Here is a 23,011-nt window from a genome sequence, read left to right on the forward strand (position 1 = left end):
GGATACGCAGTTGCAGAGCAAACAATTCCTGGCGGAGATCGCCACCTCCCTGAGTGAAATCGCCCGTTCCCTCAAAGCCATGGCGCCGGCAGCTGAGAAAGTGATTCCGGCGCTAGGCACAGCCGACGCTTACCACTGGGACGGCGATGCCGCAGACTTGATGCCGGTGCCCAAGGTCAGCCGCATCCCCCTGCGCATGCTCAAGGGCATCGACTCCGTCCAGGACATCCTGCTGCGCAATACCGAACAATTCGCCCGCGGCCACGGCGCCAACAATGCCCTGCTCTGGGGCGCTCGCGGCATGGGCAAGAGTTCGCTGGTCAAGGCCATACATGGCGACATCGTCTCACGGGGTGACGAAGGCTTCCAGCGCCTCGTGCTGATCGAGATCGCCCGCGAGGACCTCGAGACCCTTCCCGCCCTCATGCGCCGCATCGGCCAGACCCCGGGCCGCTTCATCATCTTCTGCGACGACCTCAGCTTCGACAGTGGCGAAACCAGCTACAAGTCGCTCAAGACGATCCTCGATGGAGGCCTGGAAGGCCGTCCGGACAACGTGCTCTTTTATGCGACCTCCAACCGCCGCCACCTGATGCCGCGCGACATGATCGAGAACGAACGCGCCACGGCCATCAATCCCGGCGAAGCCGTCGAGGAAAAGGTCTCGCTGTCCGACCGCTTCGGCCTCTGGCTCGGATTCCACAACTGCGATCAGCCGACATTCCTCTCCATGGTCAACGCCTATGCCGACTACTACGATCTCGGCATTCCCGAAGAAACGCTCAAGGCCCGCGCGATCGAATGGACCGCCACCCGTGGGGCCCGCTCCGGCCGCGTCGCCATCCAGCTGGTGCGGACGCTGGCCGGCGAGATGGGCAAGCCGGTTTAGTTCAGTAGACCTCATCCTGAGAGTGTCGAAGGACGAGGTCGTGGCACCGTCGGCTCGAGCGACCTCGTGCTTCGACAGCTCACCATGAGGTCTCTAAACAAAAAAGGCCCCCACCAGAGCGGGAGCCTTTGCTTCGTAGTACGTCGGATCAGCCCGCCAGCAGCGGCACCGGATCGACCGGTGTCGCACCCTTGCGGAGCTCGAAATGCAGTTGCGGCTTGGTCACCGAGCCAGTCATGCCGGCCGCGCCGAGGGAGTCGCCGCGGTTAACCACAGCACCCTTGGCCACGCTCATCGACTGAAGATGCGCATAGGCCGAGACATAGCCATTGGGGTGGCGGACAAGGACAAGGTTGCCATAGCCCTCGACGCCCGAGCCGACGTAGATCACGGTGCCGTTCTCGGCAGCCTTGACCGGTGTGCCCTCGGGCACTTCGATATTGATGCCTGTGCCCTTGGAGGAGGCGAAGTCGGTGATCACGCGACCGCTGGCAGGCCAGCGGAACTTGTCGCTGCCCGACATGGCGGGCTCTGCGGTGGGAACGGCAGCAACCTGGGTCGGTGCAGCCTGTGCGGGAGCGGCCTGCACCGGTGCAGCCGGCGCGGTCGCAGCGGGGGCTGGCGTTGCGGCGGGCGCAGCGGCCTGCAGCGTGTTGGGGGCGGCCTGCGGCAGCGTCGGCGCAGCCGCCGGAGTGGCAGGAGCCGCCATCGGCGTGGCGCTGGCAACCTGGACCGGTGCCGGAGCCTTGGTGGCGAGGAGGTCAGCGCGGCCCGGGATGATCACCTTCTGGCCCACGACGATCTTGTCCGGCGAGGAGAGGCCGTTGGCCTGGACCAGTGCCTGCGTCGTCACTTCATAGCGGCGGGCGATCGTATAGAGCGACTCGCCGCTGGCAATGGTGTGGGTGAACTGCCCGCCGGTCGCGGCCGGCGCAGCGGAGGCCATCGAGGGAACGGAGCTGTTGGTAGGCAGGCTGCCGAGAACGGCAGGAGACGGCATCGGTGCGGCCGAGGCGAATGCGGGCTGTGCTTGCATGGCGGGCAGGGTTCCCTGGGAAGACTGGTTACTCAGTACAGGAAGGTCTTGGGATTGGACGGGCGGCAGCGCTGCCGTCGCCACTGGCGCCATGGGCGCGACATAGCCGGTTTGCACCGGCTGGTTCCAGGCCTGCGCCGGCGCAGGCTGGCTGTTCCAGCCACCCCCGACATTGGCGGGTGGGAGGAACTGGTTCTCAGCCATCCGGGCCTGCGGCGCACCGAGGCTGGAGGGCATGGGCTGGTTGAAGCTGCTTGGGGATTGCCCCGGTACGGAGCTGGTGGTCGTCTGGTCGCCGAAAGTACGGCTACCGAGACTGGAACACCCGGAAAGGGCCACAGCGGCAATCACCAGGCCGGTCATTGCAACGGCACCTTTGGGCGCCCGACGGGTTAGGCGGATACTCATCAGCTTACTCGTACGCAGGTACTCAACACGAGTTTGAATCTACGGCGGTAAGGTAAAGACGAGTTTAAGGCCGATGCGATTTGAGCAAAATCGTGGCCGCTGGATTCTGGATTGGGTAAGGTTAAGACGCCGGCGTCGGTGCGGCCATCAAGAACTCACCCCCTACAGCGTGAGCTTGCCTTCAAGCTGCCGCGCGACATCCATGTCCGTCTGCTGCAGGCGCATCGGCGTGACGGTGACAAACCCGTCGCGCCGCATCACCTCGAAGTCTGCCGCAGGATCGAGCGGCAGCGGCGTTTCGGGGATGGCAACAAAGAACTTGCCCGCGTTGTCGCTGGGATAATAGCGGAAGGGCGAGCGCGAGAAGCGTTGGTGCGGCACTACCGCAATGCCACGGGTTTCGTCAGGGTCGCAGAACGGGAAGTTGACATTGTAGTAGTGGTCCCTGCCCTGCGCCGCCGCGATGATGGATCGGGCGACAGCGGAACCGTGGCGTCTGGAATTGCTCCAGTCCACTTCCCTTCCATGCTCGTAGTTGATGCCCTGGCTCATGGCGATGCCGATGGCACCCTGCAACGCCCCTTCCCGTGCTCCCGCCGCCGTGCCAGACGCGTTGATGATGTCGCCGAGGTTCTGCCCGGCATTTACGCCCGACAGCACGACGTCGGCCGGCCTGTCCCCCAGCAGATGCGTCATTCCGGCAACCACGCAGTCAGCCGGCGAACCTCCGACCACTGCAAAAGTGCGCTCGTCGCGTTGGTCGATGCCCAGTTCACGGCCAAGCGTGAAGCGATGACCCGCTCCCGACTGATTGCCGTCGGGAGCGACGATCCAGACATCATCACTCAACGCCCGCGCAATATCGGCCATGATGGCGATGCCAGGAGCATCCACACCATCGTCATTGGTGATGAGGATGCGCAGGCTCACGACCGCCCGCCGATCGCGGTGAGGCCGCCCATATAGGGCCGCAGAGCCTCGGGGATGGCAACGGAGCCATCCTCCTGCTGATAATTCTCCATGACGGCGATCAGGCAGCGCCCCACGGCAGTCCCCGAACCGTTCAGCGTGTGAACGAAACGCGGCGCCTGCTTCTCGCCTGCGGGACGAAAGCGCGCATCCATGCGGCGGGCCTGGAAGTCACCACAGACCGACACCGACGAAATCTCGCGATAGGTGTCCTGTCCGGGCAGCCATACCTCGAGGTCATAGGTCCGTTTGGCGCCAAAACCGATATCGCCGGTGCAGAGGTTCATCACGCGGTAGTGCAGCCCCAGCTTCTGCAACACAGCCTCGGCACAGGCGAGCATGCGCTCATGCTCGTCCACCGACGTTTCGGGCGTGGTGACCGACACCATCTCGACCTTGTTGAACTGATGCTGGCGCAACATGCCGCGCGTATCACGGCCGGCCGATCCTGCCTCCGAACGGAAGCAAGGCGTCAGGGCCGTCAAACGCAGCGGCAGTTCATCCTCGGCCAGAATCGACTCGCGTACAAAATTGGTCAGCGGCACTTCCGCCGTCGGGATCAGCGCGAGCCGGGAATCGCCATGGGGGGTAAAGAACAGGTCTTCCTCGAACTTTGGCAATTGGTTGGTGCCAAACAGCGCTTCATCGCGCACCAGGAGCGGCGGCTGCACTTCAGTATAGCCATGTTCGGTCGTATGCAGATCGAGCATGAACTGCCCAAGCGCGCGTTCGAGCCGGGCCACCTGCCCTTTCAGCACGACAAAGCGGCTGCCGGAAAGCTTGGCCGCCGTCTCGAAGTCCATCTGCCCCATGGCCTCGCCGATCTCGTAATGCTCCTTGGGAGCAAACGAGAATGTCGGGCGCGGGGCGCGGACCTTCGCGACGGTTTCCGCCGTGCCGTTGCGCCCAAAATATTCGACATTGTCGCTTTCGTCGGTGCCGTCTGGAACGTCGTCAAAAACGAGATTGGGGATCACCGACAAAGCACTGCGCAGTTCGGCTTCAATCGCGCGCTCATCCGCCTCGCCCTGCGGAATGAATTCCTTGAGCCGCGACACCTCGGCCATCAATTCGGCAGCCTTGGCCTCGTCCTTCTGCGCCTTGGCCTGACCGATCTGCTTGGACAGCGCATTTCGCTTTTCCTGCGCATCGTTCAGCCGGGCGATGATCTCGCGCCGGCGGTCGTCGATTGCAAGCAGATCGGCGGAGCGGACCGCAACGCCCTTCCGCCGCGACACGGCGGCGTCGAAGGCTTCGGCATTGGCTCGGATCCACTTGATATCGAACATCGGTCGTTACGGGTCGTTGCCCGCCTCTGGTTTGAACAAGACGGTGCGCATCGCATTCGGGCAACAGGTGACATGGCGGATGTTTCCGCCACGGCAACGTTAGCCGGCCGCAAGGCGCCTTACTCTGATGCGGAGGAGCCTGTTAGCTCGGCTTCCTGGGCTGCAAGTGCCGCGGCCCTGCGCTTCTCGATCATCCGCACGGAAAGGATGGAGAGTTCGTAAAGGGCGTACATTGGCAGCGCAAGGCCGATCTGGGAAATCGGATCGGGCGGCGTGATGAAGGCTGCGAAAACAAGAATGCCGACAATGGCGTAGCGGCGGCCCTTCTTGAGCAGGTCCACATGCACGAGATCGATCTGCGCCAGGAGCGTCAGGATCACCGGCAGCTGGAAGCAGATGCCGAAGGCCAGGATCAGCACCATGGCAAAGCCGAGATACTCGCTGACGCTGACCAGCATCTCGATATCCTCGGTCTGCATGCCGGCAAAGAAATGCAGCGCCATCGGCAGCACGATGAAATAGACCAGCGCCGCGCCAGCGACAAAGAAGATGGGCGTCGCGACAAGGTAAGGCAGGAACGCCTTGCGCTCATGCTTGTAGAGACCGGGCGCCACGAACATGTAGATCTGGCTGGCGATGATCGGGAAGCCAAGGAAGATGGCGCCGAAGAAGGCGACGTTCAGGTAGGTAAAGAACAGTTCCTGCGGCGCGGTGAAGATCAGGTTCGTGTTCGGCACCGCATTGCGGTACGGCATCAACAGCCAGTCATAGATCGTGCTGGCAAAGATGAAGCAGAAGGCCATCAGGGCCACGATCGTCACGGCCGAGATGATCAGCCGCTTGCGCAGCTCGATCAGGTGTTCAAGCAGCGGCGCTTCGCTTCCAGCGAGCTCGTCCTGCGGCTCGGCCGGCGATCCGGGGATCTGCTTGACGTCTGCCATGCTCAGTTACCTTCACCCTTGGCCGCAGCAGGCTGGCGCGGACGGCGCACCTTGGGTGTCTTGGTTGCAGGGGAGTCGGCGGGCTCGGTCGGCAGCGCATCGACCTTCTCGGGCGAAACAACCTTGGGAGTGCGCGGCTTGCGAGCCGGCTTGGCCACCGGCTGGGCCTCTGCAGGATTGGGTACGGCGTCGAGCGTGGGCAGCGTCGTCGTTAGCACGGGACGGGTCGGCGCAGCCTTGGCTCGGACCGGAGCCTTGGGCTTGGCGGCCTTCGCGGCGGCGATTGGCTCAACAGTGGCATCGGTTGCGGGCGCAGTCGGATCAGTCGGCTTGGGCGTCGTCATTCCAGCTTGCACCTTTATGGCATCGACGACGCTCTCCGTCCCCGCTTCCGTCGGCTGCAACGCGCCGCTCGGCTTGGGTCCTGTCGGCGTCATGGCGTTGAACTCCTTGCGGATTTCCTCGCTCGTCTTCTTCAGGGGAGCCGTGATCGAGTTGCGCAGGTTGCGCACCTCGTCCAGCCCGGTCGTCTTGTTGATCTCGCGCTGGAACTCGTTGCCCATCCTGCGGATCTGCCCCACGACCTTGCCGATACGGTTCATCACGACCGGCAGGTCTTTCGGGCCAATGACGATCAGCGCCACGACGCCGATCACCATCATCTCTGTCCAGCCTAAGCCGAGCATAGTTCTATTCCTTGCAGCAGACGGACCGGCTGGATGCCAGGATCAGCTAGACGTCGCGCTTTTCGGTCGGGCGGACATCGGCGTCGGCGGTGGTGGTCACGCGCTCCACCGGCTTGTCGTCGTCGCGCATGCCCTTCTGGAAGGCTTTGATGCCCGAGGCGACTTCACCCATCATGCCGGAGATCTTGCCGCGGCCGAACAGCAGGATGACCACGACTGCGACGACGAGAATGCCCCAAATTCCTGGCGCGTGCATTTCTTACTCTCCTGTATTCCGTCAGAACGCGTTACACGCGAAAGATGGGTCAGAAATAGGGTCAATCGTTAGCAAACACAAGAACGTGCTGGCGTTATGCCCCGCCAGCGGCGTGTTGTCTCAGGGCCAGCCCAGATCCCAGCCGCAGCGACATTCACTCTCCACCCTCATCATCGCCAGCGTCGTCGGGCTCGATCGGGTCTTCGTCCTCACGCAAGGCACCGTCGAACGGCAAGGGCATCTGCATGGTGGGCGGTAGTTGACCGGACAGTAGCCCGGCTCCCTTGAGTTCCTCCAGCCCCGGCAGGTCGCTCAGGCTCTCAAGCCCAAAATGGTCGAGAAAGGCGTCGGTCGTGCCATAGGTTACCGGACGCCCCGGGGTGCGACGGCGCCCCCGCATGCGGATCCAGCCTGCCTCCATCAACAGGTCGATCGTGCCCTTGCCGGTCGCGACACCGCGCACCTCCTCGATCTCGGCGCGGGTCGCCGGCTGGTGGTAGGCGATGATGGAGAGCGTCTCGAGCGCGGCGCGGGGGATAGACCTCGTCTCCTGCTGCTCGCGCTGAAGGAGGTAGCGAAGATCCTCCGCAGTCCGGAACGCCCACTTACCGCCGCGCTGCACCAGGTTCACGCCCCGCCCGGCGTAGCGCTCCCGGAGCAGATCCAAGCGCTCCGCTATAGGAGCACCCCTGTCGAGGTACTCGGCCAGTGCATCGGCCGCAAGCGGCTCGGCTGAGGCAAAGAGAATGGCCTCCAGAATGCGCAGCTGCCGCTCGACGACCTCGGCGCCCTCGTCCACTTCGTCACGCATCGCGACGGTCCCGCCGGCGCCGCATGAACAGCGGACCAAAGGTCTCGGTCTGGCGCAGGTCGATCTCGCCCAGCCGCACGAGTTCGAGGCTGGAGGCGAAGCTGGAGGCCCTGATGGTGGCGGGCTCCGGCGCAGTGGCGAGGTACTGCGACAGGTAAGCGTCCATCGGAACCCAATCCGCGCTGTCGCCAATCAGGCGCTGCAGCAGCTCCCGCGCCTCCTGAAGCGACCAAACATTGCGCTCCACCGGCGCATATTGCGTGACGACGCCACGCTCTCTCTGCGTCGAGTAAGCCTTGAGCAGGTCATAGAGCGACGCTTCCCAACGGCTCAAGCGCGTCACCTCGAGCGGTTCAGGCATGCCGCGGGCAAATACGTCCCGGCCCAGCCTGGCCCGGCTCATCAACCGCGCGCCGGCCTGTCGCATCGCCGCGAGGCGCTTGAGGCGGAACTGGAGCATCGCCGCGAGCATCTCGCCCGTGGGCTCATCGTCGGCGGCCGCTTGCGGCACCATGAGGCGGCTCTTGAGATAGGCAAGCCAGGCGGCCATCACCAGATAGTCGGCAGCCACCTCAATGCGCCGCTCGCGGATGCTCTCGATGAAACCGAGGTACTGCTCGGCCAACGAAAGGACGGAGATCGCCGCGAGATCGACTTTCTGCCGGCGCGCAAGATCAAGCAGCAGGTCCAGCGGCCCCTCATAGCCGCCAACATCCACATACATGACGTCTTCGGCTGGCTCAGCCGCCTGATCGAGCCAATCGGTTTGGGTAGTCGTCATGCAGTATCGGCCGCGTGAGAGGATAGGTCATCCTTGGCCGCCGGGCGCCAGACGGTCAAGTGTCCGCCAGTGCCCCCTTCGGCAGTCTACATCGGCACGCAGTCCCCGCCGGCGGCGATGACGTTGGTGCAGATATTGCCTGCGGCCTGAGTCGATCCGGCCGGCACTCGGACGCGGTAGTAGACGCCACGTTCGCCCAGGTCGACGCGCTGCACTTCCATGTTGGCGCCGCCAAACAGCGGACCAAACCGGTTGACCAGGTTCTGCGCCGCCTGGCGCGCCTCGGCCTCGCTGCGGAGAGAAGCCAGTTGGGCATAGGCAGGAGCATTGTTGGGCAGCGCATCCACCTCAACGGCACCGGGAATGGCAGGCGCTGCGGCAGCTTGGGTCGGCGTTGCAGGCGCCACCGGCGCGGCACCCAGCGTGTTGGTGGCTGGAGGCGGCGGAAGCATGTTGCCCGAGACAGGCGTGTCCACGACGGCATTCACCGGGGACGTCGGCGCGCTCGGTGCTTGAGCTCTGAAGGTGGTCGGCCGGGTGAGCGGGATCGTGGCCGTCTTGCCAGCGATGGGATTGCCTGTCGCGTCAACCGCGGGAACGGTCGCCCCGGGCGTCACCGGGGCTGCTGGTGGCACCGTCGGCTCGGCGGCAGGCTCCGCTGGAGCCGCGGCGGGATCGACGGGTGCACCCGTAGCCGGTACCACAGCAGAAGCGGCGGCGGCGTCAGCTGCCGGAGCAGCAGGCGTTGCAGCGGCTGGCTCGGTGCTGGCCAGCAGTTCGGGCGTGCTGGTGTCGACGCCGGGAAGCTCCGGAACGTTGGGGCGATCCACAGGCAGGATATTGCTTCCTGCCACGCTGTCATCGCCGCTAACGATCGTGCCATCCGGGCGAACGGTCACCGTCCGGACCTTGCGATTGGCTAGGCCCTCCTGGCTCGGCTCGGCAGCTGGGGGAACCTGGGTCACTTCGTTGACGTCGCTCTGGTCGCGCGACACCAGCTGCTCTTCCGCGCCGGGCACCACGCCATCGATCTCGTTGAAGACCACCGACTGCTGGGGCTCGGCGGCCTCGGCATTCACTGCGGGCTCCTGCTTGACTGGACTTGCATCTGCCGTCAGCAGCGGCGCGGGGCCGCTCTCTCCACCCAGGCCGAGCACCCAATAAAGGCCGAAGCCCGCTGCCAGAAGCAGGGTCACAGCCACCAGCGGACCGGCCAACGCGCGCATCATGCCGCGCGAGCGCGGTGCGCGTTCGCGGCGTTGCCGCCTCGGCTTGGCCTCGGCAATTTCAGGCGCCTCGACATAACCGATCTCTACGCCGGCAGCCTGGGCCGCAGCAAGGATGGCTTCATCGGCACTGGAGACCGGGCGCTGTGCCGGTTGCGCCGGCGGCAGCGTTGGCGTGGCCAGGCTGCGCAAGGCGGGACTCGGCGCCGGCTTCTGCGCAGCCACTGGCTCCGGCGCTGGGGCGAGTTCCACCCGCATAGCGCTGCCGATCAGGCTTTCGATCTCGTCGATGGGATCGCTACCCACCGTGTCATCCATGGCCGTCGGCCTGGCCCGCGCAGCTGGTTCTGCCGCAAAGGCTGGCTCGGCGCGTTCAGGACGTGCTGCAACGGCGGGTGCGACCTGCGGCGTCACTACCGGGGCAACGGATTGCTGTGCCTGGGGCGAACCCAAGCCGAAAACAGGCGCGACCTTGAAGCGATCAACTTCAGGCACTGCCGCCGGCCGGGGCTCAGGAGCGCGAGGCTCCTGCCGCGGCTGCGCAGCCTGAGGAGCCTCGGGCGCGACTGGTCGCAGGGTGAACGGCGCCGGCTGCTCCGCTGCAGCCACTGGTGCGTGTTCAACTGCCCCTTGCGGAGCGGGTGACGGCGTCGGCTCGGGAGCGGGCTCGCTATCGTTCATCAGCTCGGCGGCGATAAGGTCGGCAATGCTGTCGTGATCCACACGTGCAAAAGACGGATCCGGCGTCTGCGCCGTGGGCACCGTCGGAGTCGCCACAGGCGCTGGTGCCGAACTCGGCGCCGGTGGAGGAGCAGCCACCCGAGCAACGGGTTCAGCCTTGGGCGCTTCGGGCGTGACCAGGCCGAAATCGAAGCGGAACGGTTCCTCCGCTGCGCGCGTTACGGGCGCGGCAGGTGTTGCAAGAAACGGATTGCCTTCGGCTTTGGGTTGCGCCGGCGGAGGCGTATCTCCACCGGGAATGCGGATTGGCGCGACGGGGCGAGTCGGCTCGGCTGGCTTTTCGCTCCGGGCATCCTGGGCCATGAGCTTGGCCAGTTCGGCGATCAGATCATCAGCATCAGATTGTCCGGCCATCGGCTGCGGTTTCGCTGACATCAAGCAGCGCCTCTCGAATACGAATACTACAGCGCAACTCGGGCGCAGGGCCGCGAGTCATCACACTATTGCGCCCGAATTATGAAAGCTCCACCGGGGCGGAGACGCCCAGAATTGCCAGCGCGTTGGCGATGACCTGCCGCACGGCATCCACCAGTGCGAGTCTTGCCAGAGTGAGCTTTGGATCGTCAACGTTAACAAAGCGTAACGACGGATCATCCTTGCCCTTGGCCCAGAAGCTGTGGAACGCCGCCGCCAGCTCATGGGCATAGAAGGCGATCCGGTGCGGCTCATGGGCGATCGCTGCTGCCGTGACTGTGCGCGGCCAAGCAGCCAGCACCCGCACAAGATCCAGTTCCGCCGGCGTCACGATGCGCTCGACCTCGGCTCCGGCCAGTGCAGCGGCCGAGACGTCGAGGCTCGGCAGGTCGCGCGCGGCCGTCTTGAAGATCGAGTGGGTGCGCGCATGGGCATACTGCACGTAAAAGACCGGGTTGTCCTTGGTCTGCTCCTTGACCAGCGCGAAGTCGAAGTCCATGGCCGCGTCATTGCGGCGGTACATCAGCATGAAGCGGGTGGCATCGGCGCCCACTTCCTCCACCACATCGGCCAGGGTGACGAGGTCCCCCGAGCGCTTGCTCATCTTGAACGGCTCACCGTTCTTGAGCAGGCGCACGAGCTGGCAGATGCGCACGTCCATGTCGGCCGCGTTGAGCGAGACTGCCTTGGTGGCGGCCTGAAGGCGCTTGACGTAGCCGGAATGGTCGGCACCCAGCACATTGATCATGTGCTTGAAGCCGCGCAGGAACTTGTTGCGGTGATAGGCAATGTCGGCGGCAAAGTAGGTGTAGGAGCCGTCCGACTTGATCAGCGGCCGGTCCACGTCGTCGCCATAGTCGGTGGCGCGGAACAAGGTCTGCTCCCGGTCCTCCCATTCATCAGGCGTCTTGCCCTTAGGCGGCTCGAGCCGGCCCTCATAAATCATGCCCTTCTCGCGCAGCCAGTCGAGCGTGAGGTCGATGTCGCCCCCCTGTCCGTGCAATGTCCGCTCAGAAAAGAACACGTCGTGATGGATATTGAGCTTGGCGAGGTCGGCCTTGATCAGGTCCAGCATAGCGGCCAGAACGCGATCCTTGATCAGCGGCGTGCGCTCCGCTTCCGGCATGGCGAGCAGGCTGTCGCCAAACTCGTCCTTGAGCGCCTGCCCCACTGGCACAAGGTAGTCGCCCGGGTAAAAGCCGGGAGGAATCTCGATCGTCTCGCCCAGTGCCTCGCGATAGCGCAGGAAGGTGGAATTGGCGAGGGTGTCGATCTGGCTGCCAGCGTCGTTGATGTAATATTCTCGCGTCACGTTGTAGCCGGAATAGGCCATCAGCGCGGCCAGCGTATCGCCGAACACGGCCCCGCGCGTGTGCCCCACATGCATGGGTCCGGTCGGGTTCGCCGAGACGTATTCGATGTTAACCGCCTCGCCGCCGCCGAGCGTCGAGCGCCCATAGTCGGCGCCCTGCTCCGCGACCGACTTCAACACCTGGTGCCAGATGGGCGCTGCCAGCCGGAAGTTGATGAAGCCCGGCCCCGCCACTTCCACCGAGACGACGTCGTTGTCTGCCTTGAAGTGTTCCACCAACGCCGCTGCCACCTCGCGCGGGTTTTTCCCGAGCGGCTTGGCGACCACCATTGCAGCATTTGTGGAAAGGTCGCCATGCGCCGGATCCCGCGGGGGCTCCACGACGATGCGGGCGATCAAGTCAGCGCCAGCCTCGGGGAACAAAACCTGCATCGCCTGGGCAATACGCGCGGAAAAGAGGGCAAAAACGTCCATGAGAGACCTGACTATTGAAGTGGGCCGGGGTTAACGGAATTCCGGTCTAGCGTCAAACAGCCGCTCGTATTCGTCGAGCGCGTAAGGGTCGGTCATGCCCGCGATGAAATCGGCGACAACGCGGGCCAGTGCTGCGTCGTCTGCGGCCGCCCTGGCGCTGTCGCCCCAGCGCCCCGGCAGGTCTCGGCTGGTCATGTAGCGCTCGAAGAGATCTCCGACCACCGCTTCGCTCTGCCGCACGGGCCGCATCACCGTCTCGTGGCGATAGACACGCTCTAACAGAAAGCGCTTCAGCCCCTGTTCTGCCTGCGCCATCTCCGGTGAGAAGCTGACCAGTGTACGCCCTGCATTCCGCACCGCCTCGACCGAAGTTACGCCCGCCTCAGCGATATTGGCGGAAGTCGTGCGGATCACGTCCTCGATGCTGCGGGTGATCATCCGGCGCTGCACCTCATGGGCCTGCCGTTTCGGCGCAACATCGGGATAGAGTTGCCGCACTTCGCGCACGATGGGACCAGCCATGGGCACGTCAAGCAAGTCGGTCAGTGCCAACAGGCCGGCACGCAGGGCATCGTCAATGTCATGGGCATTATAGGCAACGTCGTCGGCAATTGCCGCCGCCTGCGCCTCAAGCGATGCGAAACTTGCAAGGCGCAGGTCGGCCACGGCTTGGATGTCGTGGATGCCGGAGGGAAGGCCTTCCCGGGCGTAACTGCCGAACGGACGCCCGTCGGCATCGATCATTGGCCCGTTATGCTTGAGAATGCCCTCCAGCGTCTCCCAGGTGAGGTTGAGCCCGTCATGCTCGGCGTAACGGTTTTCGAGGAGCGTCACCACCCGGATCGCCTGCATGTTGTGATCGAAGCCGCCATAGCGTGCCATGGCCAGGTGCAGCGCCCGCTCACCGGCATGACCAAATGGGGTGTGGCCAAGGTCATGGCTCAGCGCCACCGCCTCTGCCAGGTCTTCGTTGAGCATCAGTGCCCGGGCGATGGAGCGCGCCATCTGACTCACTTCCAGCGTATGGGTCAGCCGGTTGCGGAAGTGTCCGCCGTGCTGGAGAAAGACCTGCGTCTTGTGCTGCAGGCGCCGGAACGCGGTAGAGTGGATGATCCTGTCACGGTCGCGCTGGAACTCGGATCGCGTGGGACTGGGACCCGTGCCGAACAGCCGACCGAGGGACTGTTCGGGCTTGCTGGCATAGGGCGCGGTCTCGCTCATTGGTGATACTTAAGCCCTTTTCAATTGGGAGGCCGGTGCCTATTTTAGGCGAACCGTTATGACATTACGGCCTGGATGAAAATGACCGCAACCGCACTTGCCCCTTCCGAAGTCGTGCTGACTGATCGCGCTGCCAAGCGCGTTGCCCGCATCCTCTCAAAGGAGCCGGCAGGCACCGTGCTGCGCATTTCGGTTGCCGGTGGCGGCTGCTCCGGCTTCCAGTACGAGTACAACCTGGTACAGGAAGAACCAGCTCAGGACGATATCGTTCTGTCCAAGGGCGATGCCACGGTGCTGATCGACTCGCTCAGCCTCGAATTCATGGGCGGCGCCGAGATCGACTTCGTCGATGATCTGATCGGCCAGGCTTTCCAGATCAAGAACCCCAACGCGGTGGCGTCCTGCGGCTGCGGCACCAGCTTCGCCGTCTAAGCACAAGCCCCACACGCCATGATCCCCGCAGCAGCGGGGATTTTTGTATCCTCAGATGCTGAGCAAGGGAGGTCGGCATGGACCTGGAGCAGCAGCTCGACGCCGCAATCACCAAGGCGATCGCCGACAACCGCATCGTCGGATCCGTCGTCATGGTCCGCCAGAACGGCCAAGTGCTGTATGCGAAGGCCCATGGTCTAGCCGACCGCGAACACAACCGCCCCATGACTGTCGATGCGATTTTTCGGCTGTCCTCGCTCACCAAGCCGATCGTTGCCGCAACCATCCTGGCTCTGGTGGACGACGGCAAGATGGATCTGCAAGAACCCATTACCACCTACCTCCCCCAGTTCCGTCCCCGCATGGCAACTGGTGAAGCACCCACGATCACCATCCATCAGCTGCTGACGCATGTGTCTGGCCTGAGCAGCGCGTCGATCCTGACCGAAGCCGAGCAATCGGCGGGCGTGAACCGTTGGCGTCTCGGCACCGAAGAGATCCTACGTCGGCTTGCCGATCTGCCCCTGCTCTTCGCGCCCGGAAATGGCTGGTCCTATGGACCAGGACTCGATGTATTGGCCGCCGTGGCCGCGCAGCTGGTCGGCGGTCAGCCTGAAGACGCCATCCGCAAATATGTTGCCGATCCCTTGAACATGGCAGATACCCGCTTCACCGTGACCGATCCGGCGCGCCTGGCTGCGGCCTATGCGGATGGCCCTGACGGACCGGTGCTCATGGGCGACCCACACATCGTGCCCAACAAGTGGGGCGGTGTCACGACCTATGATCCGGGTCGGATCCTCGATGCCGAGGCGTTTCAGTCCGGCGGCGGTGGCATGGCCGGCACTGCGGGCGACTTCATGGCCCTGCTGGAGGCCCTGCGCACCGGCGGTGGGCCAATTCTGACGCCGGAGATCACCGCCCTGGGGCTTGGCAACCAGACGCCGCAACTATCCTATTCGCAAAGCCCAGGCTGGCAGTTCAGCTATTTCGGCGCCTGGCTTGAGGATCCGGTCACCGCCGGAACTCCCGCTTCGCCAGGCACCAATCGCTGGGGCGGCATTTATGGTCACAACTGGTTCATCGATCCAGCGCGGGGCCTCTCGGTCGCTTCGATGAGCAATACAGGGCCCGAAGGCTCCGACGGCGACTATGTCACCGAAGTGCGTGACGCCATCTATGCAGCGCTCGGCTAGTTGCCGCCCGCCCGGCCGGCAGGTAGCCTGCCGGAACTGGAGACTCGCTCATGCGCATTGCCACCTGGAACATCAACGGCATCAAGGCCCGCATCGGTTTGCTGCTGATCTGGCTCGAGCAGGAAAAGCCCGACATCGTGGTGCTGCAGGAGATCAAGACGGTCGATGAAGGCTTTCCGCGCGCCGAGATCGAGGCCCTCGGCTACAATGTCGAGACACATGGGCAAAAAAGCTGGAATGGCGTGGCCATCCTGTCGCTCCTGCCCTTCGATGAAGTCTCACGCGGACTGCCCGGCGATGACACAGACGAGCAGGCGCGCCTGATCGAGGGCGTCTTTTCGGTGGAGACGGGCGCCATCCGCGTCTGCGGCATCTACCTGCCCAACGGCAACCCGGTCGATTCAGAGAAATACCCCTACAAGCTCAATTGGATGCGCCGGCTCGAGGCCTATGTGGAGGATCGGCTGGCCCTCGAGGAGCCATTCGTGCTCCTGGGCGACTTCAACTTGATCCCCGCGCCTATCGACGCGCACAATCCTGAGGGTTGGTGGGGCGATGCGCTCTACCGCCCGGAGAGCCTGGAGCGATGGCGGACCCTGGTCAATCTCGGCCTCACCGACGCATTGCGCGCCACCACCTCCGACGAGGCCTATACGTTCTGGGATTTCCAGGCCGGCGCCTGGCGCCGCAACGCCGGCATCCGCATTGACCACCTGATGCTCTCGCCACAGGCGGCTGATCGGCTCGAGGACGTTACGGTGCACAAGGACGTGCGCGGCTGGGACAAGCCCAGCGACCACGTGCCGGTCGAAGGCCGCTTCTCGTTCTGAGCTAAAGCGTGCCCAGTTGCGGTATCACCGTCTGGGCCCGTGCCAGGGCCTGATCCCGCTCATCCGCTGAAGCCAGGGCGCTCGCATCGACATAGAGCTGATCGACCCAGGCTGCATCCAGCGTGCCGACGCAGGTGCGTTGCGCAATCGCCATCCACATCAGCCCGTCGATCGGCTTGGGCTCCATGCCCTTGGCCCCCTGGAACAGCATGTGGCCAAGCTGCGCCTGCGCGGCACAATGGCCCTTCTGTGCAGCCGAATAATAGTAGCGGGCCGCCATCAGCGGCGGGACGCCAAATTCGGGCCGTTCGATATAGAGCTGTGCGAGGCGATACTGCGCGTCGGCATCGCCGAGAATATCGGAGGCATGTAGGAGCATCTTGTGCGCTTCGGCCAGGTTCTCGCTGATCCCCGCCTCTGGCAAGCCGTCCTTGTAATACTCACTGACCTTCACGAAGGATTCGGCCACGATGTCCGCATTCGTCCCGTTGGGGAAGACTTCGCTGTAAGGGTCGGCGATCTTGGAGAAATAGCCGAATGCCTTGGCGGGGTCGCGGTCCACGCCTTCGCCCGATTCGTACATATTGCCGAGTTGCCACAGCGCCATCGGTTGGCCGGCCTCAGCCGCATCCTCGAGCACTTCTACCAGATCATCGCCGGAAACGCCGCCACCTGCCCCATCGAGCATGTTGGCCATGTCCATGGCAGCATCCGCCGCCGTCTGGGCGTGCACTGGCATGACCGGCGCCGAGGCGAGGATTACACCCATCGTCACGGAAATCAGGGATACGCCCCTAATGGTCCGCATCTTGCTCCTTTTGCCCGCATCCTGCGGGCGACTGCGCCGACCATTCCAGGCCAGCCACTGCTGCTCCAGCATGCCCCCGTGAGCCGGAGGAAAGCTGGCGTTAATCTTTCGGTAAACTTCGTTTGTGACCGGATTCCGCCCGGCGCGTGGCGCCGAAAAGGATTCCGTCCAAACTCGCTCACCTTGTCCGCCGCCACCCGAGGGTGGCTGCTCTTGCCTGCACACTGAAGGGAAAAACTGTAGTGTCGCCGCTCGCACGGCCTGTTCCACAGGTCACCCGCCCCAGATGCCTCGGCCTCTGTTTAGGAGGAGATTGTGGCGACAAACATCGCCAAATTCTTGCCGCCACAGCATCTAAGCTGGATTCAGCAGCGCTGTTGCGGAATCGTCACATGGCCTGCGCGTTACTCCGATCGGGAAGCGTCCGGATGCTTGTTCTTGCTCCGGCCAAACATCGGAGCCATAGTCCGCCTACTGATCAAAGGAGTGCACCATGAAAGCCCTGTTCCCACTGAAAGGAGCCAAACCTCAACAGGACATATTTGCTTATGCATTCCCATCATCAGCGGCCGGAGCAGCGACTCGGCGGCCGTAGCACCCTTCTCCTTCACTTCATCGGCCGCATAGGAGGCAACAAGGGCGGCGATCCCGCTCTTGCGCTGAGACGCGCCCGAAAATTCGTGGGCTACTATCGCCCCTATGTTCCGCTGCTTCTTGCCGACCTCGCTTGCGCGGTTCTCGTGGCAGCGACGGCGATCGCCCTGCCGCTCTGCGCCAGCTACATCACCTCACGCCTACCCGAGCTCGCCCAGGCACCCAATGCCTTGTGGCAGATCCTGATCGTGGGCGGACTGATGCTCGCGGTGTTCGTGGTGCAGTCGCTGGCCACCTACTTCGTGGACTACCGCGGCCATGTGATGGGCGCCCGCATCGAAGCCGACGTCCGGCGCGAGCTTTTCGAACACTGCCAAAAACTATCCTTCAGCTTCTACGACCGGCAGCGCGTCGGGCAGCTAATGAGCCGGATCAGCAATGACTCGCTTTGGCTGGGCGAGCTCTTTCATCACGGTCCGGAAGACCTTGCCATTGCAGTGCTCAAGTTCGGCGGCGCCATGACGGTGCTGGCCGTGATCGATCCGGTCCTCGCTGCACTGATCGCGATGCTGGTACCCTTTGCAGTCGCCTATGCAAGGCACTTCAACCGCCACATGAACGTCGCGCTCAAGACCAGCAAGGAGCGCATTGGCGCGGTCAACGAGCGGGTCGAGGACGCACTGGGTGGCGTTCGGGTGGTCCAGTCCTTCGCCAATGAGCATGAAGAGCTGCGCCGATTTGAGAACGAGAACCAGCACTTCTTCCGCAGCCGCGCCGACGGCTATCGCAGCGAGGCCCTGCTCTGGGTGGGCATGGACGGCTTCGCGCAGTTGGTGACCATCATGGTCATCGTCGCCGGGTCCATCCGCATCCTTTCCGCGGATCTGACGGTGCCGGAGATGCTGACGTTTCTCCTGTGCGTCGGCGTCCTCGTGGATCCAGTGCGGCGCCTCGATAACTTTATCCGGTTATGGCAGGAAGGCGCCACCGGCTTCGTACGCGCCATGGAGCTCCTCGAAGAAGAGCCCGAGGTCGTTGACCGTTCCGGCGCCGTCGACATCGGTCCCATTCGCGGCGCCATCAGCTTCAGCGATGTCAGCTTCAGCTACGGCGTAGGGTCTGGTCCGGTCTTTGATTGCCTGTCGCTCGACATTCAGCCTGGGGAGTTCGTCGCCTTGGTGGGGCCATCAGGCGTCGGCAAGTCGACGCTCTGTTCCCTGATACCTCGCTTCTATGACGTAACAGGCGGCGCGATTACCATCGATGGCAGGGACATTCGCGACGTAACACTCCGCTCGCTGCGGCAGAGCGTCGGCATCGTACAGCAGGATATCTATCTGTTCAGCGGCACGGTCGAGGAGAATCTGCGCTATGGGCGTCCGGGCGCGTCCGACGAGGAGGTCATTGCTGCAGCGAAAGCAGCCAACGCACATGACTTCATCATTGACCTGCCCCACGGCTACCAGACCGACATCGGACAACGCGGGGTACGCCTTTCCGGCGGGCAGAAGCAGCGGCTGACCATTGCCCGGGCCTTTCGCAAGAACCCCTCTGTGCTGATCTTTGACGAAGCCACTAGTGCGCTGGACAATGAGAGCGAGCGCGCCGTGCAGCAGGCCTTGCTGGACCTCGCCCGCGGGCGCACGACCATCGTGATCGCGCACCGGCTCTCAACCGTTCGGCACGCCGACCGCATCATCGTCCTCACGCCGCAGGGGGTGGGCGAAGAAGGCACACATGACGAGCTGATGGCGAGAGACGGGCTCTATGCCGCCCTCCATAAGGTCTCGGCTAGCATCTGAATGGAAAGGCCGCCGCTACAGCCAGCGGCGGCCACGCATCCACCAGACGAGACCAAGCGCCAGGATCAGGAGTCCGACGCATACGGTCCAGAAAGAATGCGGATTGTCCGAGAATGGAATGCCGCTGACATTCATCCCGAGCGCGCCGGTGATCAGCGTCAGCGGCATGAACACCACCGTTACCGCGGCCAGGATCAGCATGGTCCGGTTCATCTGCTCGGCCCGGTCGTCGATGATCTGCTCGCGCACCAGAACCGCTCTTTCCGAGAGTGCCTGGAGTTCATCGCCGATTCGCGACGAGCGCATCGATGCCTCGCGCAGCCGCAATCGGTCCTTCTCGGTGAAGAAGGAAAGGTCCTCGATTTCGAGCGTGTTCAGCACATCCCGCTGCGGCCAGACCAGGCGCCGGAAGTTGATCATGGTCCGGCGCAGGTGCTCCAGATTGTCCTGCGCCTTGGCGGTGTTCCGGACGATCAGCTTTTCCTCTATCTCATCGAGCCGGTCGCTGAGATTTTCCAGCAGCGGCTCCAGCCGGTCGGCTGCCCGCAAGCCCAGCCGCGCCACGAGATCGGCCGGCGAGACCGGGGCATAGTTCGACTGCTCCCAGCGCGTCAGCCCAAGAAAGTCGAGGATATTGAGCTCGGACGCAATGATCACCCGGCCCTTTTCAAGCCACAGCGTCAGCAACTGCCGGCCCAGATCGTCCGGCGCCGCGCTGGGCCGCACCACACGCAGCATCACCAATGCCTTGTCTTCCATCACGGTACAGCGCGCCCGCGTACTCGGCGCCGTCAGCAGATCGGCATTGAAGGCGCCGAGTTCGTCCCGCAGCCACACCTTGAACTCGGGCGAGCGCGAATTTCCGGCCACGAGCTTGAAGCCCTTAGGCGGTACGGGTGGTACGTCTCCACCATTCTGGTGACGGGTAACGCCGCCCTTGCCATCAAAGACAAGAACGGCACCGACCCCCACCATGCCGTTGCGCAGGGCGCGAGCCGGCGGTTCGCGTGGAATATCGTCCATGGTCATCCTCGCCCCGCCGCCTCGGCCTGCATCTCGTCAGCTCAAGCGCTTGAGCGCCTCGAGGATATGATGCCGGCGTTCCACGGCAGCTTCGCGACGGGCCTTCTGCTCTTCGATAACCTCTTCGGGCGCCTTGGCGACGAACTGCTCATTGCTGAGCTTCTTGTCGATCTGGGCGATCTCGGCGTCGAGCTTGCCAACTTCCTTTTCCAGGCGCGCCTTTTCCACCGCGATATCGATGACACCAGCCAGCGGCAGCGCCCAGGTCGCTTCACCGACCACGAACTGCGCCGACTCGCCGGGCACTTCCGTCTGCGGCGAGATCTCTTCGAGACGAGCAAGGCGGGTGATCAGCGACGTTCCCGCCACCAGGCGCCGGAGAGTCGTCTCCCCTGCTCCGACCACAACGATCGGCAGTTTGGCTCCGGCGGGCACGTTCATCTCGCTGCGAACCGAACGGACATTGGTGATGACGTCGATCAGCCAGGTAAGTTCGGCATCGGCTTCCGCGTCTTCTAGGCCGTCGAGCTTGGGCCATTCGCTGAGGATCAACATGCTGGTGCGCGGCGCACCGAACTTGCCGGTCTCGGCCCAGAGCTCTTCGGTGACGAAGGGCATGAAGGGGTGGAGGATGGTGAGAATCTGGTCGAGCGCCCAGGCAGCCGTGGCGCGCGTTTCAGCCTTCGCCGCCTCGTCCTCGCCCATGAAGACGGGCTTGGCGAATTCCACATACCAGTCGCAGAACGTGCCCCAGACGAAGTCATAGGCCGAGTTGGCGGCTTCATTGAACTTGTAGTCGACGATGCCCTGCGTAACAGCGGCCGCGGCGCGCGCAGTGGCGCCGACGATCCAGCGGTTGAGCGGCAGCCGGTTGGCCCTGGGATCATAGCCCTCAACGCGGCGACACTCGTTCATCTCCAGGAACCGCGCGGCGTTCCAGATCTTGGTGACGAAGTTGCGGTAGCCCTCGACGCGCTGAATCGAGAGCTTGAGGTCACGGCCTTGCGCCGCCATGGCCGCCAGGGTGAACCGGGTGGCATCGGCGCCGTATTCGTCGATGAGCTTGAGCGGGTCGATGACGTTGCCCTTGGTCTTGCTCATCTTCTGGCCCTTTTCGTCGCGGACCAGGGCGTGCATGTAGACCGTATGGAAGGGCTCCTCGTCGAGAAATTCGAGGCCCATCATCATCATCCGGGCGACCCAGAAGAAGATGATGTCGAATCCGGTGACGAGAACGTCGGTTGGGTAGTAGCGCTTGAGCTCGGCAGTCTCGTCCGGCCAGCCGAGGGTCGAGAAGGGCCACAGCGCCGACGAGAACCAGGTGTCGAGCACGTCCTCGTCGCGCTTGAGCGCTGTTGGCTTGCCGTAATGCGAGTCAGCCAGTGCCTGAGCATCGGCTTCGTCATAAGCGACAAAGGCCTCGTTGTCCGGTCCATACCAGGCCGGAATCTGGTGGCCCCACCAGAGCTGGCGCGAGATGCACCACGGCTTGATGTTCTCGAGCCAGGCGAAATAGGTGTTCTCGTATTGCTGCGGTACGAACTTGGTGCGGCCCTCGCGCACCGCTGCCAGTGCCGGCTGTGCCAGCACATCGGCCTTGACCCACCACTGGTCGGTCAGGAACGGTTCGATTACGACGAGCTTGCTCTTCTCGTCGTGGGGCACCATGATCTTCTTGTCTTCGACATGGTCGAGGCCGCGCGCCGGATTTTCCTCCGCCAGTGCCGTCAAGTCGGCCACGATTGCCTTGCGGGCCTCGAAGCGGTCCATGCCCCGGTACTTGGCGGGAATGAAGTCTGCGTCGATGATCGCGGCACGGGTGGTGAAGACGTTGATCTGTTCAAGCTTGTTGCGAACACCCACTTCGAAGTCGTTGAAGTCATGGGCTGGCGTGATCTTGACGGCGCCGGTACCGAGCGTGGGGTCGGCGTACTCATCGGCAACGATCGGGATACGCCGGCCAACAAGCGGCAGGTCCACGAACTTGCCCACCAATGGGGCATAGCGCTCGTCCTCCGGATGCACGGCGATGCCGCTATCGCCCAGCATGGTTTCGGGGCGGGTCGTCGCCACGACGATGTAGTCGCGCGTCTCGTGGCCGGTGACGTTGCCGTCCTCGTCCTTGATCGGAAACTCGTAGGTTACGCCATCGGCCAGCGGGTAGCGCAGGTGCCACATATGGCCCTTGACCTCGATGTTCTCGACCTCGAGGTCCGAAATCGCGGTCTCAAGGCCCGGATGCCAGTTCACCAGGCGCTTGGCCCGGTAGATCAGCCCCCGCTTGTGCAGCTCGACGAACACCTTGATGACGGCCCGCACCATCTGGTCGTCGCCGGCGCCGTTCTCCCCCATGGTGAAGCGCTCACGGCTGAAATCGGCCGAAGCGCCGAGACGCTTGAGCTGGTTCATGATCGTGCCGCCGCTCTCGGCCTTCCATTCCCACACGCGTTCGACGAACCTGTCGCGGCCCATTTCGCGCCGGCCGGGCTGCTGGCGCTCCATCAGTTGCCGCTCGACGATCATCTGCGTGGCGATGCCGGCATGGTCGGTGCCGGGCTGCCACAGCACGTCCTTTTTCAGCATGCGGTTGAACCGCACCAGGATGTCCTGGATCGTGTTGTTGAGCGCGTGCCCGATATGGAGCGAACCCGTCACGTTGGGCGGCGGGATGACGATGGTGAAGGTCTCGGCCCCCGGCGCCGCCCCGGCTCCTGCGGCAAAGGCATTGGCCTTGAGCCAGTCGGCATAGACGCGGTCTTCGACAGCGCTGGGCTCATAGGACTTTTCAAGCATGGGGTCACTCGCAACAGCAGACACCGCCGAGGGCAGCTCTGCGCTGGGCGGGCCGGATAAAAGAATTGGCAGACTTCAA

Annotated in this window: 19 protein-coding genes; 5 read left to right on the forward strand and 14 right to left on the reverse strand. The window is 63.8% G+C overall.

The annotated features are described in order from the left end of the window. Positions 1–10 precede the first annotated feature (10 nt). Positions 11–889: an ATP-binding protein gene (locus VIL88_RS12930; RefSeq protein WP_331989480.1), complete on the forward strand. Its 879-nt coding sequence runs from the start codon at positions 11–13 to the stop codon at positions 887–889. Between the two features lie 148 nt (positions 890–1,037). Here VIL88_RS12930 and VIL88_RS12935 read toward each other — a convergent pair whose 3' ends face one another. The 11 genes from VIL88_RS12935 to VIL88_RS12985 form a co-directional block, all read right to left on the reverse strand. Then, positions 1,038–2,333, reverse strand: coding sequence for a peptidoglycan DD-metalloendopeptidase family protein (locus VIL88_RS12935; protein WP_331989482.1), 1,296 nt, complete (start codon positions 2,331–2,333; stop codon positions 1,038–1,040). Between the two features lie 162 nt (positions 2,334–2,495). Beyond that, complete coding sequence (surE, locus tag VIL88_RS12940) at positions 2,496–3,263, reverse strand: 5'/3'-nucleotidase SurE (protein ID WP_331989484.1); 768 nt, start codon at positions 3,261–3,263, stop codon at positions 2,496–2,498. Then, entirely contained in the window at positions 3,260–4,591 is a 1,332-nt protein-coding gene (gene serS, locus VIL88_RS12945; protein ID WP_331989486.1) for a serine--tRNA ligase, read from the reverse strand. The genes surE and serS overlap by 4 nt, the downstream gene beginning before the upstream one ends. A 119-nt stretch (positions 4,592–4,710) precedes the next feature. After that, complete coding sequence (gene tatC / locus VIL88_RS12950; protein ID WP_331989489.1) at positions 4,711–5,532, reverse strand: twin-arginine translocase subunit TatC; 822 nt, start codon at positions 5,530–5,532, stop codon at positions 4,711–4,713. Between the two features lie 2 nt (positions 5,533–5,534). Next, positions 5,535–6,218, reverse strand: coding sequence for a Sec-independent protein translocase protein TatB (gene tatB, locus VIL88_RS12955; protein WP_331989491.1), 684 nt, complete (start codon positions 6,216–6,218; stop codon positions 5,535–5,537). Positions 6,219–6,264: 46 nt separating this feature from the next. Further along, positions 6,265–6,474, reverse strand: a complete 210-nt coding sequence (tatA, locus tag VIL88_RS12960) for a twin-arginine translocase TatA/TatE family subunit (RefSeq protein ID WP_331989493.1) — start codon at positions 6,472–6,474, stop codon at positions 6,265–6,267. Positions 6,475–6,628: 154 nt separating this feature from the next. Further along, positions 6,629–7,285, reverse strand: a complete 657-nt coding sequence (scpB, locus tag VIL88_RS12965; RefSeq protein WP_331989495.1) for an SMC-Scp complex subunit ScpB — start codon at positions 7,283–7,285, stop codon at positions 6,629–6,631. After that, positions 7,278–8,066 (reverse strand): ScpA family protein, encoded by a 789-nt coding sequence (locus VIL88_RS12970; RefSeq protein ID WP_331989497.1) that lies wholly within the window; start codon positions 8,064–8,066, stop codon positions 7,278–7,280. The genes scpB and VIL88_RS12970 overlap by 8 nt, the downstream gene beginning before the upstream one ends. Positions 8,067–8,152: 86 nt before the next feature. Beyond that, complete coding sequence (locus tag VIL88_RS12975; protein WP_331989499.1) at positions 8,153–10,387, reverse strand: hypothetical protein; 2,235 nt, start codon at positions 10,385–10,387, stop codon at positions 8,153–8,155. A gap of 100 nt (positions 10,388–10,487) precedes the next feature. Further along, positions 10,488–12,233, reverse strand: coding sequence for an arginine--tRNA ligase (argS, locus tag VIL88_RS12980; RefSeq protein WP_331989501.1), 1,746 nt, complete (start codon positions 12,231–12,233; stop codon positions 10,488–10,490). Positions 12,234–12,263: 30 nt separating this feature from the next. Further along, the gene (locus VIL88_RS12985) at positions 12,264–13,454 is read right to left on the reverse strand and encodes a deoxyguanosinetriphosphate triphosphohydrolase (protein ID WP_331989502.1); all 1,191 of its coding nucleotides are present in this window, start codon (positions 13,452–13,454) and stop codon (positions 12,264–12,266) included. An 81-nt stretch (positions 13,455–13,535) separates the two neighbouring features. On the opposite strand from VIL88_RS12985, the gene VIL88_RS12990 reads away from it, so the two are divergent. The 3 genes from VIL88_RS12990 to xth all read left to right on the forward strand — a co-directional run bounded on the left by VIL88_RS12990 (position 13,536) and on the right by xth (position 15,912). Beyond that, positions 13,536–13,886 carry an iron-sulfur cluster assembly accessory protein gene (locus VIL88_RS12990; protein WP_331989504.1) on the forward strand — a complete coding sequence of 117 codons (351 nt, stop codon included), beginning with the start codon at positions 13,536–13,538 and terminating at the stop codon, positions 13,884–13,886. A gap of 77 nt (positions 13,887–13,963) precedes the next feature. Then, positions 13,964–15,082 (forward strand): serine hydrolase domain-containing protein, encoded by a 1,119-nt coding sequence (locus tag VIL88_RS12995; protein WP_331989506.1) that lies wholly within the window; start codon positions 13,964–13,966, stop codon positions 15,080–15,082. 50 nt (positions 15,083–15,132) lie between these two features. Further along, positions 15,133–15,912, forward strand: coding sequence for an exodeoxyribonuclease III (gene xth / locus VIL88_RS13000; protein ID WP_331989508.1), 780 nt, complete (start codon positions 15,133–15,135; stop codon positions 15,910–15,912). Position 15,913: 1 nt separating this feature from the next. Here xth and VIL88_RS13005 read toward each other — a convergent pair whose 3' ends face one another. After that, entirely contained in the window at positions 15,914–16,720 is an 807-nt protein-coding gene (locus VIL88_RS13005) for a tetratricopeptide repeat protein (RefSeq protein ID WP_331989510.1), read from the reverse strand. 548 nt (positions 16,721–17,268) lie between these two features. On the opposite strand from VIL88_RS13005, the gene VIL88_RS13010 reads away from it, so the two are divergent. Continuing rightward, a complete protein-coding gene (locus tag VIL88_RS13010; protein ID WP_331989512.1) occupies positions 17,269–19,116 on the forward strand; it encodes an ABC transporter ATP-binding protein in 1,848 nt (615 codons plus the stop codon). A gap of 15 nt (positions 19,117–19,131) precedes the next feature. Here the strand turns inward: VIL88_RS13010 and VIL88_RS13015 are convergent, their stop codons facing one another. Beyond that, complete coding sequence (locus VIL88_RS13015) at positions 19,132–20,139, reverse strand: CorA family divalent cation transporter (protein WP_331989514.1); 1,008 nt, start codon at positions 20,137–20,139, stop codon at positions 19,132–19,134. A 36-nt stretch (positions 20,140–20,175) separates the two neighbouring features. Beyond that, the gene (locus VIL88_RS13020) at positions 20,176–22,932 is read right to left on the reverse strand and encodes a valine--tRNA ligase (protein WP_331989516.1); all 2,757 of its coding nucleotides are present in this window, start codon (positions 22,930–22,932) and stop codon (positions 20,176–20,178) included. Positions 22,933–23,011 lie beyond the last annotated feature (79 nt).

Origin of the sequence: Devosia sp., assembly GCF_036563435.1 — a bacterium.
Classification (GTDB): domain Bacteria; phylum Pseudomonadota; class Alphaproteobacteria; order Rhizobiales; family Devosiaceae; genus Devosia.

Bases quoted from the DNA above. Each gene is read 5' to 3' on its own strand.
- scpB (WP_331989495.1), bottom strand. From the start codon at position 7,285: ATGCGTGACGAAGTGGACGAGGGCGCCGAGGTCGTCGAGCGGCAGCTG.
- VIL88_RS12990 (WP_331989504.1), top strand. From the start codon at position 13,536: ATGACCGCAACCGCACTTGCCCCTTCCGAAGTCGTGCTGACTGATCGC.
- VIL88_RS13020 (WP_331989516.1), bottom strand. From the start codon at position 22,932: ATGCTTGAAAAGTCCTATGAGCCCAGCGCTGTCGAAGACCGCGTCTAT.
- VIL88_RS13005 (WP_331989510.1), bottom strand. From the start codon at position 16,720: ATGCGGACCATTAGGGGCGTATCCCTGATTTCCGTGACGATGGGTGTA.
- argS (WP_331989501.1), bottom strand. From the start codon at position 12,233: ATGGACGTTTTTGCCCTCTTTTCCGCGCGTATTGCCCAGGCGATGCAG.
- tatB (WP_331989491.1), bottom strand. From the start codon at position 6,218: ATGCTCGGCTTAGGCTGGACAGAGATGATGGTGATCGGCGTCGTGGCG.
- tatC (WP_331989489.1), bottom strand. From the start codon at position 5,532: ATGGCAGACGTCAAGCAGATCCCCGGATCGCCGGCCGAGCCGCAGGAC.
- VIL88_RS12935 (WP_331989482.1), bottom strand. From the start codon at position 2,333: ATGAGTATCCGCCTAACCCGTCGGGCGCCCAAAGGTGCCGTTGCAATG.
- VIL88_RS12975 (WP_331989499.1), bottom strand. From the start codon at position 10,387: ATGGCCGGACAATCTGATGCTGATGATCTGATCGCCGAACTGGCCAAG.
- VIL88_RS13015 (WP_331989514.1), bottom strand. From the start codon at position 20,139: ATGGACGATATTCCACGCGAACCGCCGGCTCGCGCCCTGCGCAACGGC.
- xth (WP_331989508.1), top strand. From the start codon at position 15,133: ATGCGCATTGCCACCTGGAACATCAACGGCATCAAGGCCCGCATCGGT.
- serS (WP_331989486.1), bottom strand. From the start codon at position 4,591: ATGTTCGATATCAAGTGGATCCGAGCCAATGCCGAAGCCTTCGACGCC.
- tatA (WP_331989493.1), bottom strand. From the start codon at position 6,474: ATGCACGCGCCAGGAATTTGGGGCATTCTCGTCGTCGCAGTCGTGGTC.
- VIL88_RS12995 (WP_331989506.1), top strand. From the start codon at position 13,964: ATGGACCTGGAGCAGCAGCTCGACGCCGCAATCACCAAGGCGATCGCC.
- VIL88_RS13010 (WP_331989512.1), top strand. From the start codon at position 17,269: ATGCATTCCCATCATCAGCGGCCGGAGCAGCGACTCGGCGGCCGTAGC.
- VIL88_RS12970 (WP_331989497.1), bottom strand. From the start codon at position 8,066: ATGACGACTACCCAAACCGATTGGCTCGATCAGGCGGCTGAGCCAGCC.
- VIL88_RS12985 (WP_331989502.1), bottom strand. From the start codon at position 13,454: ATGAGCGAGACCGCGCCCTATGCCAGCAAGCCCGAACAGTCCCTCGGT.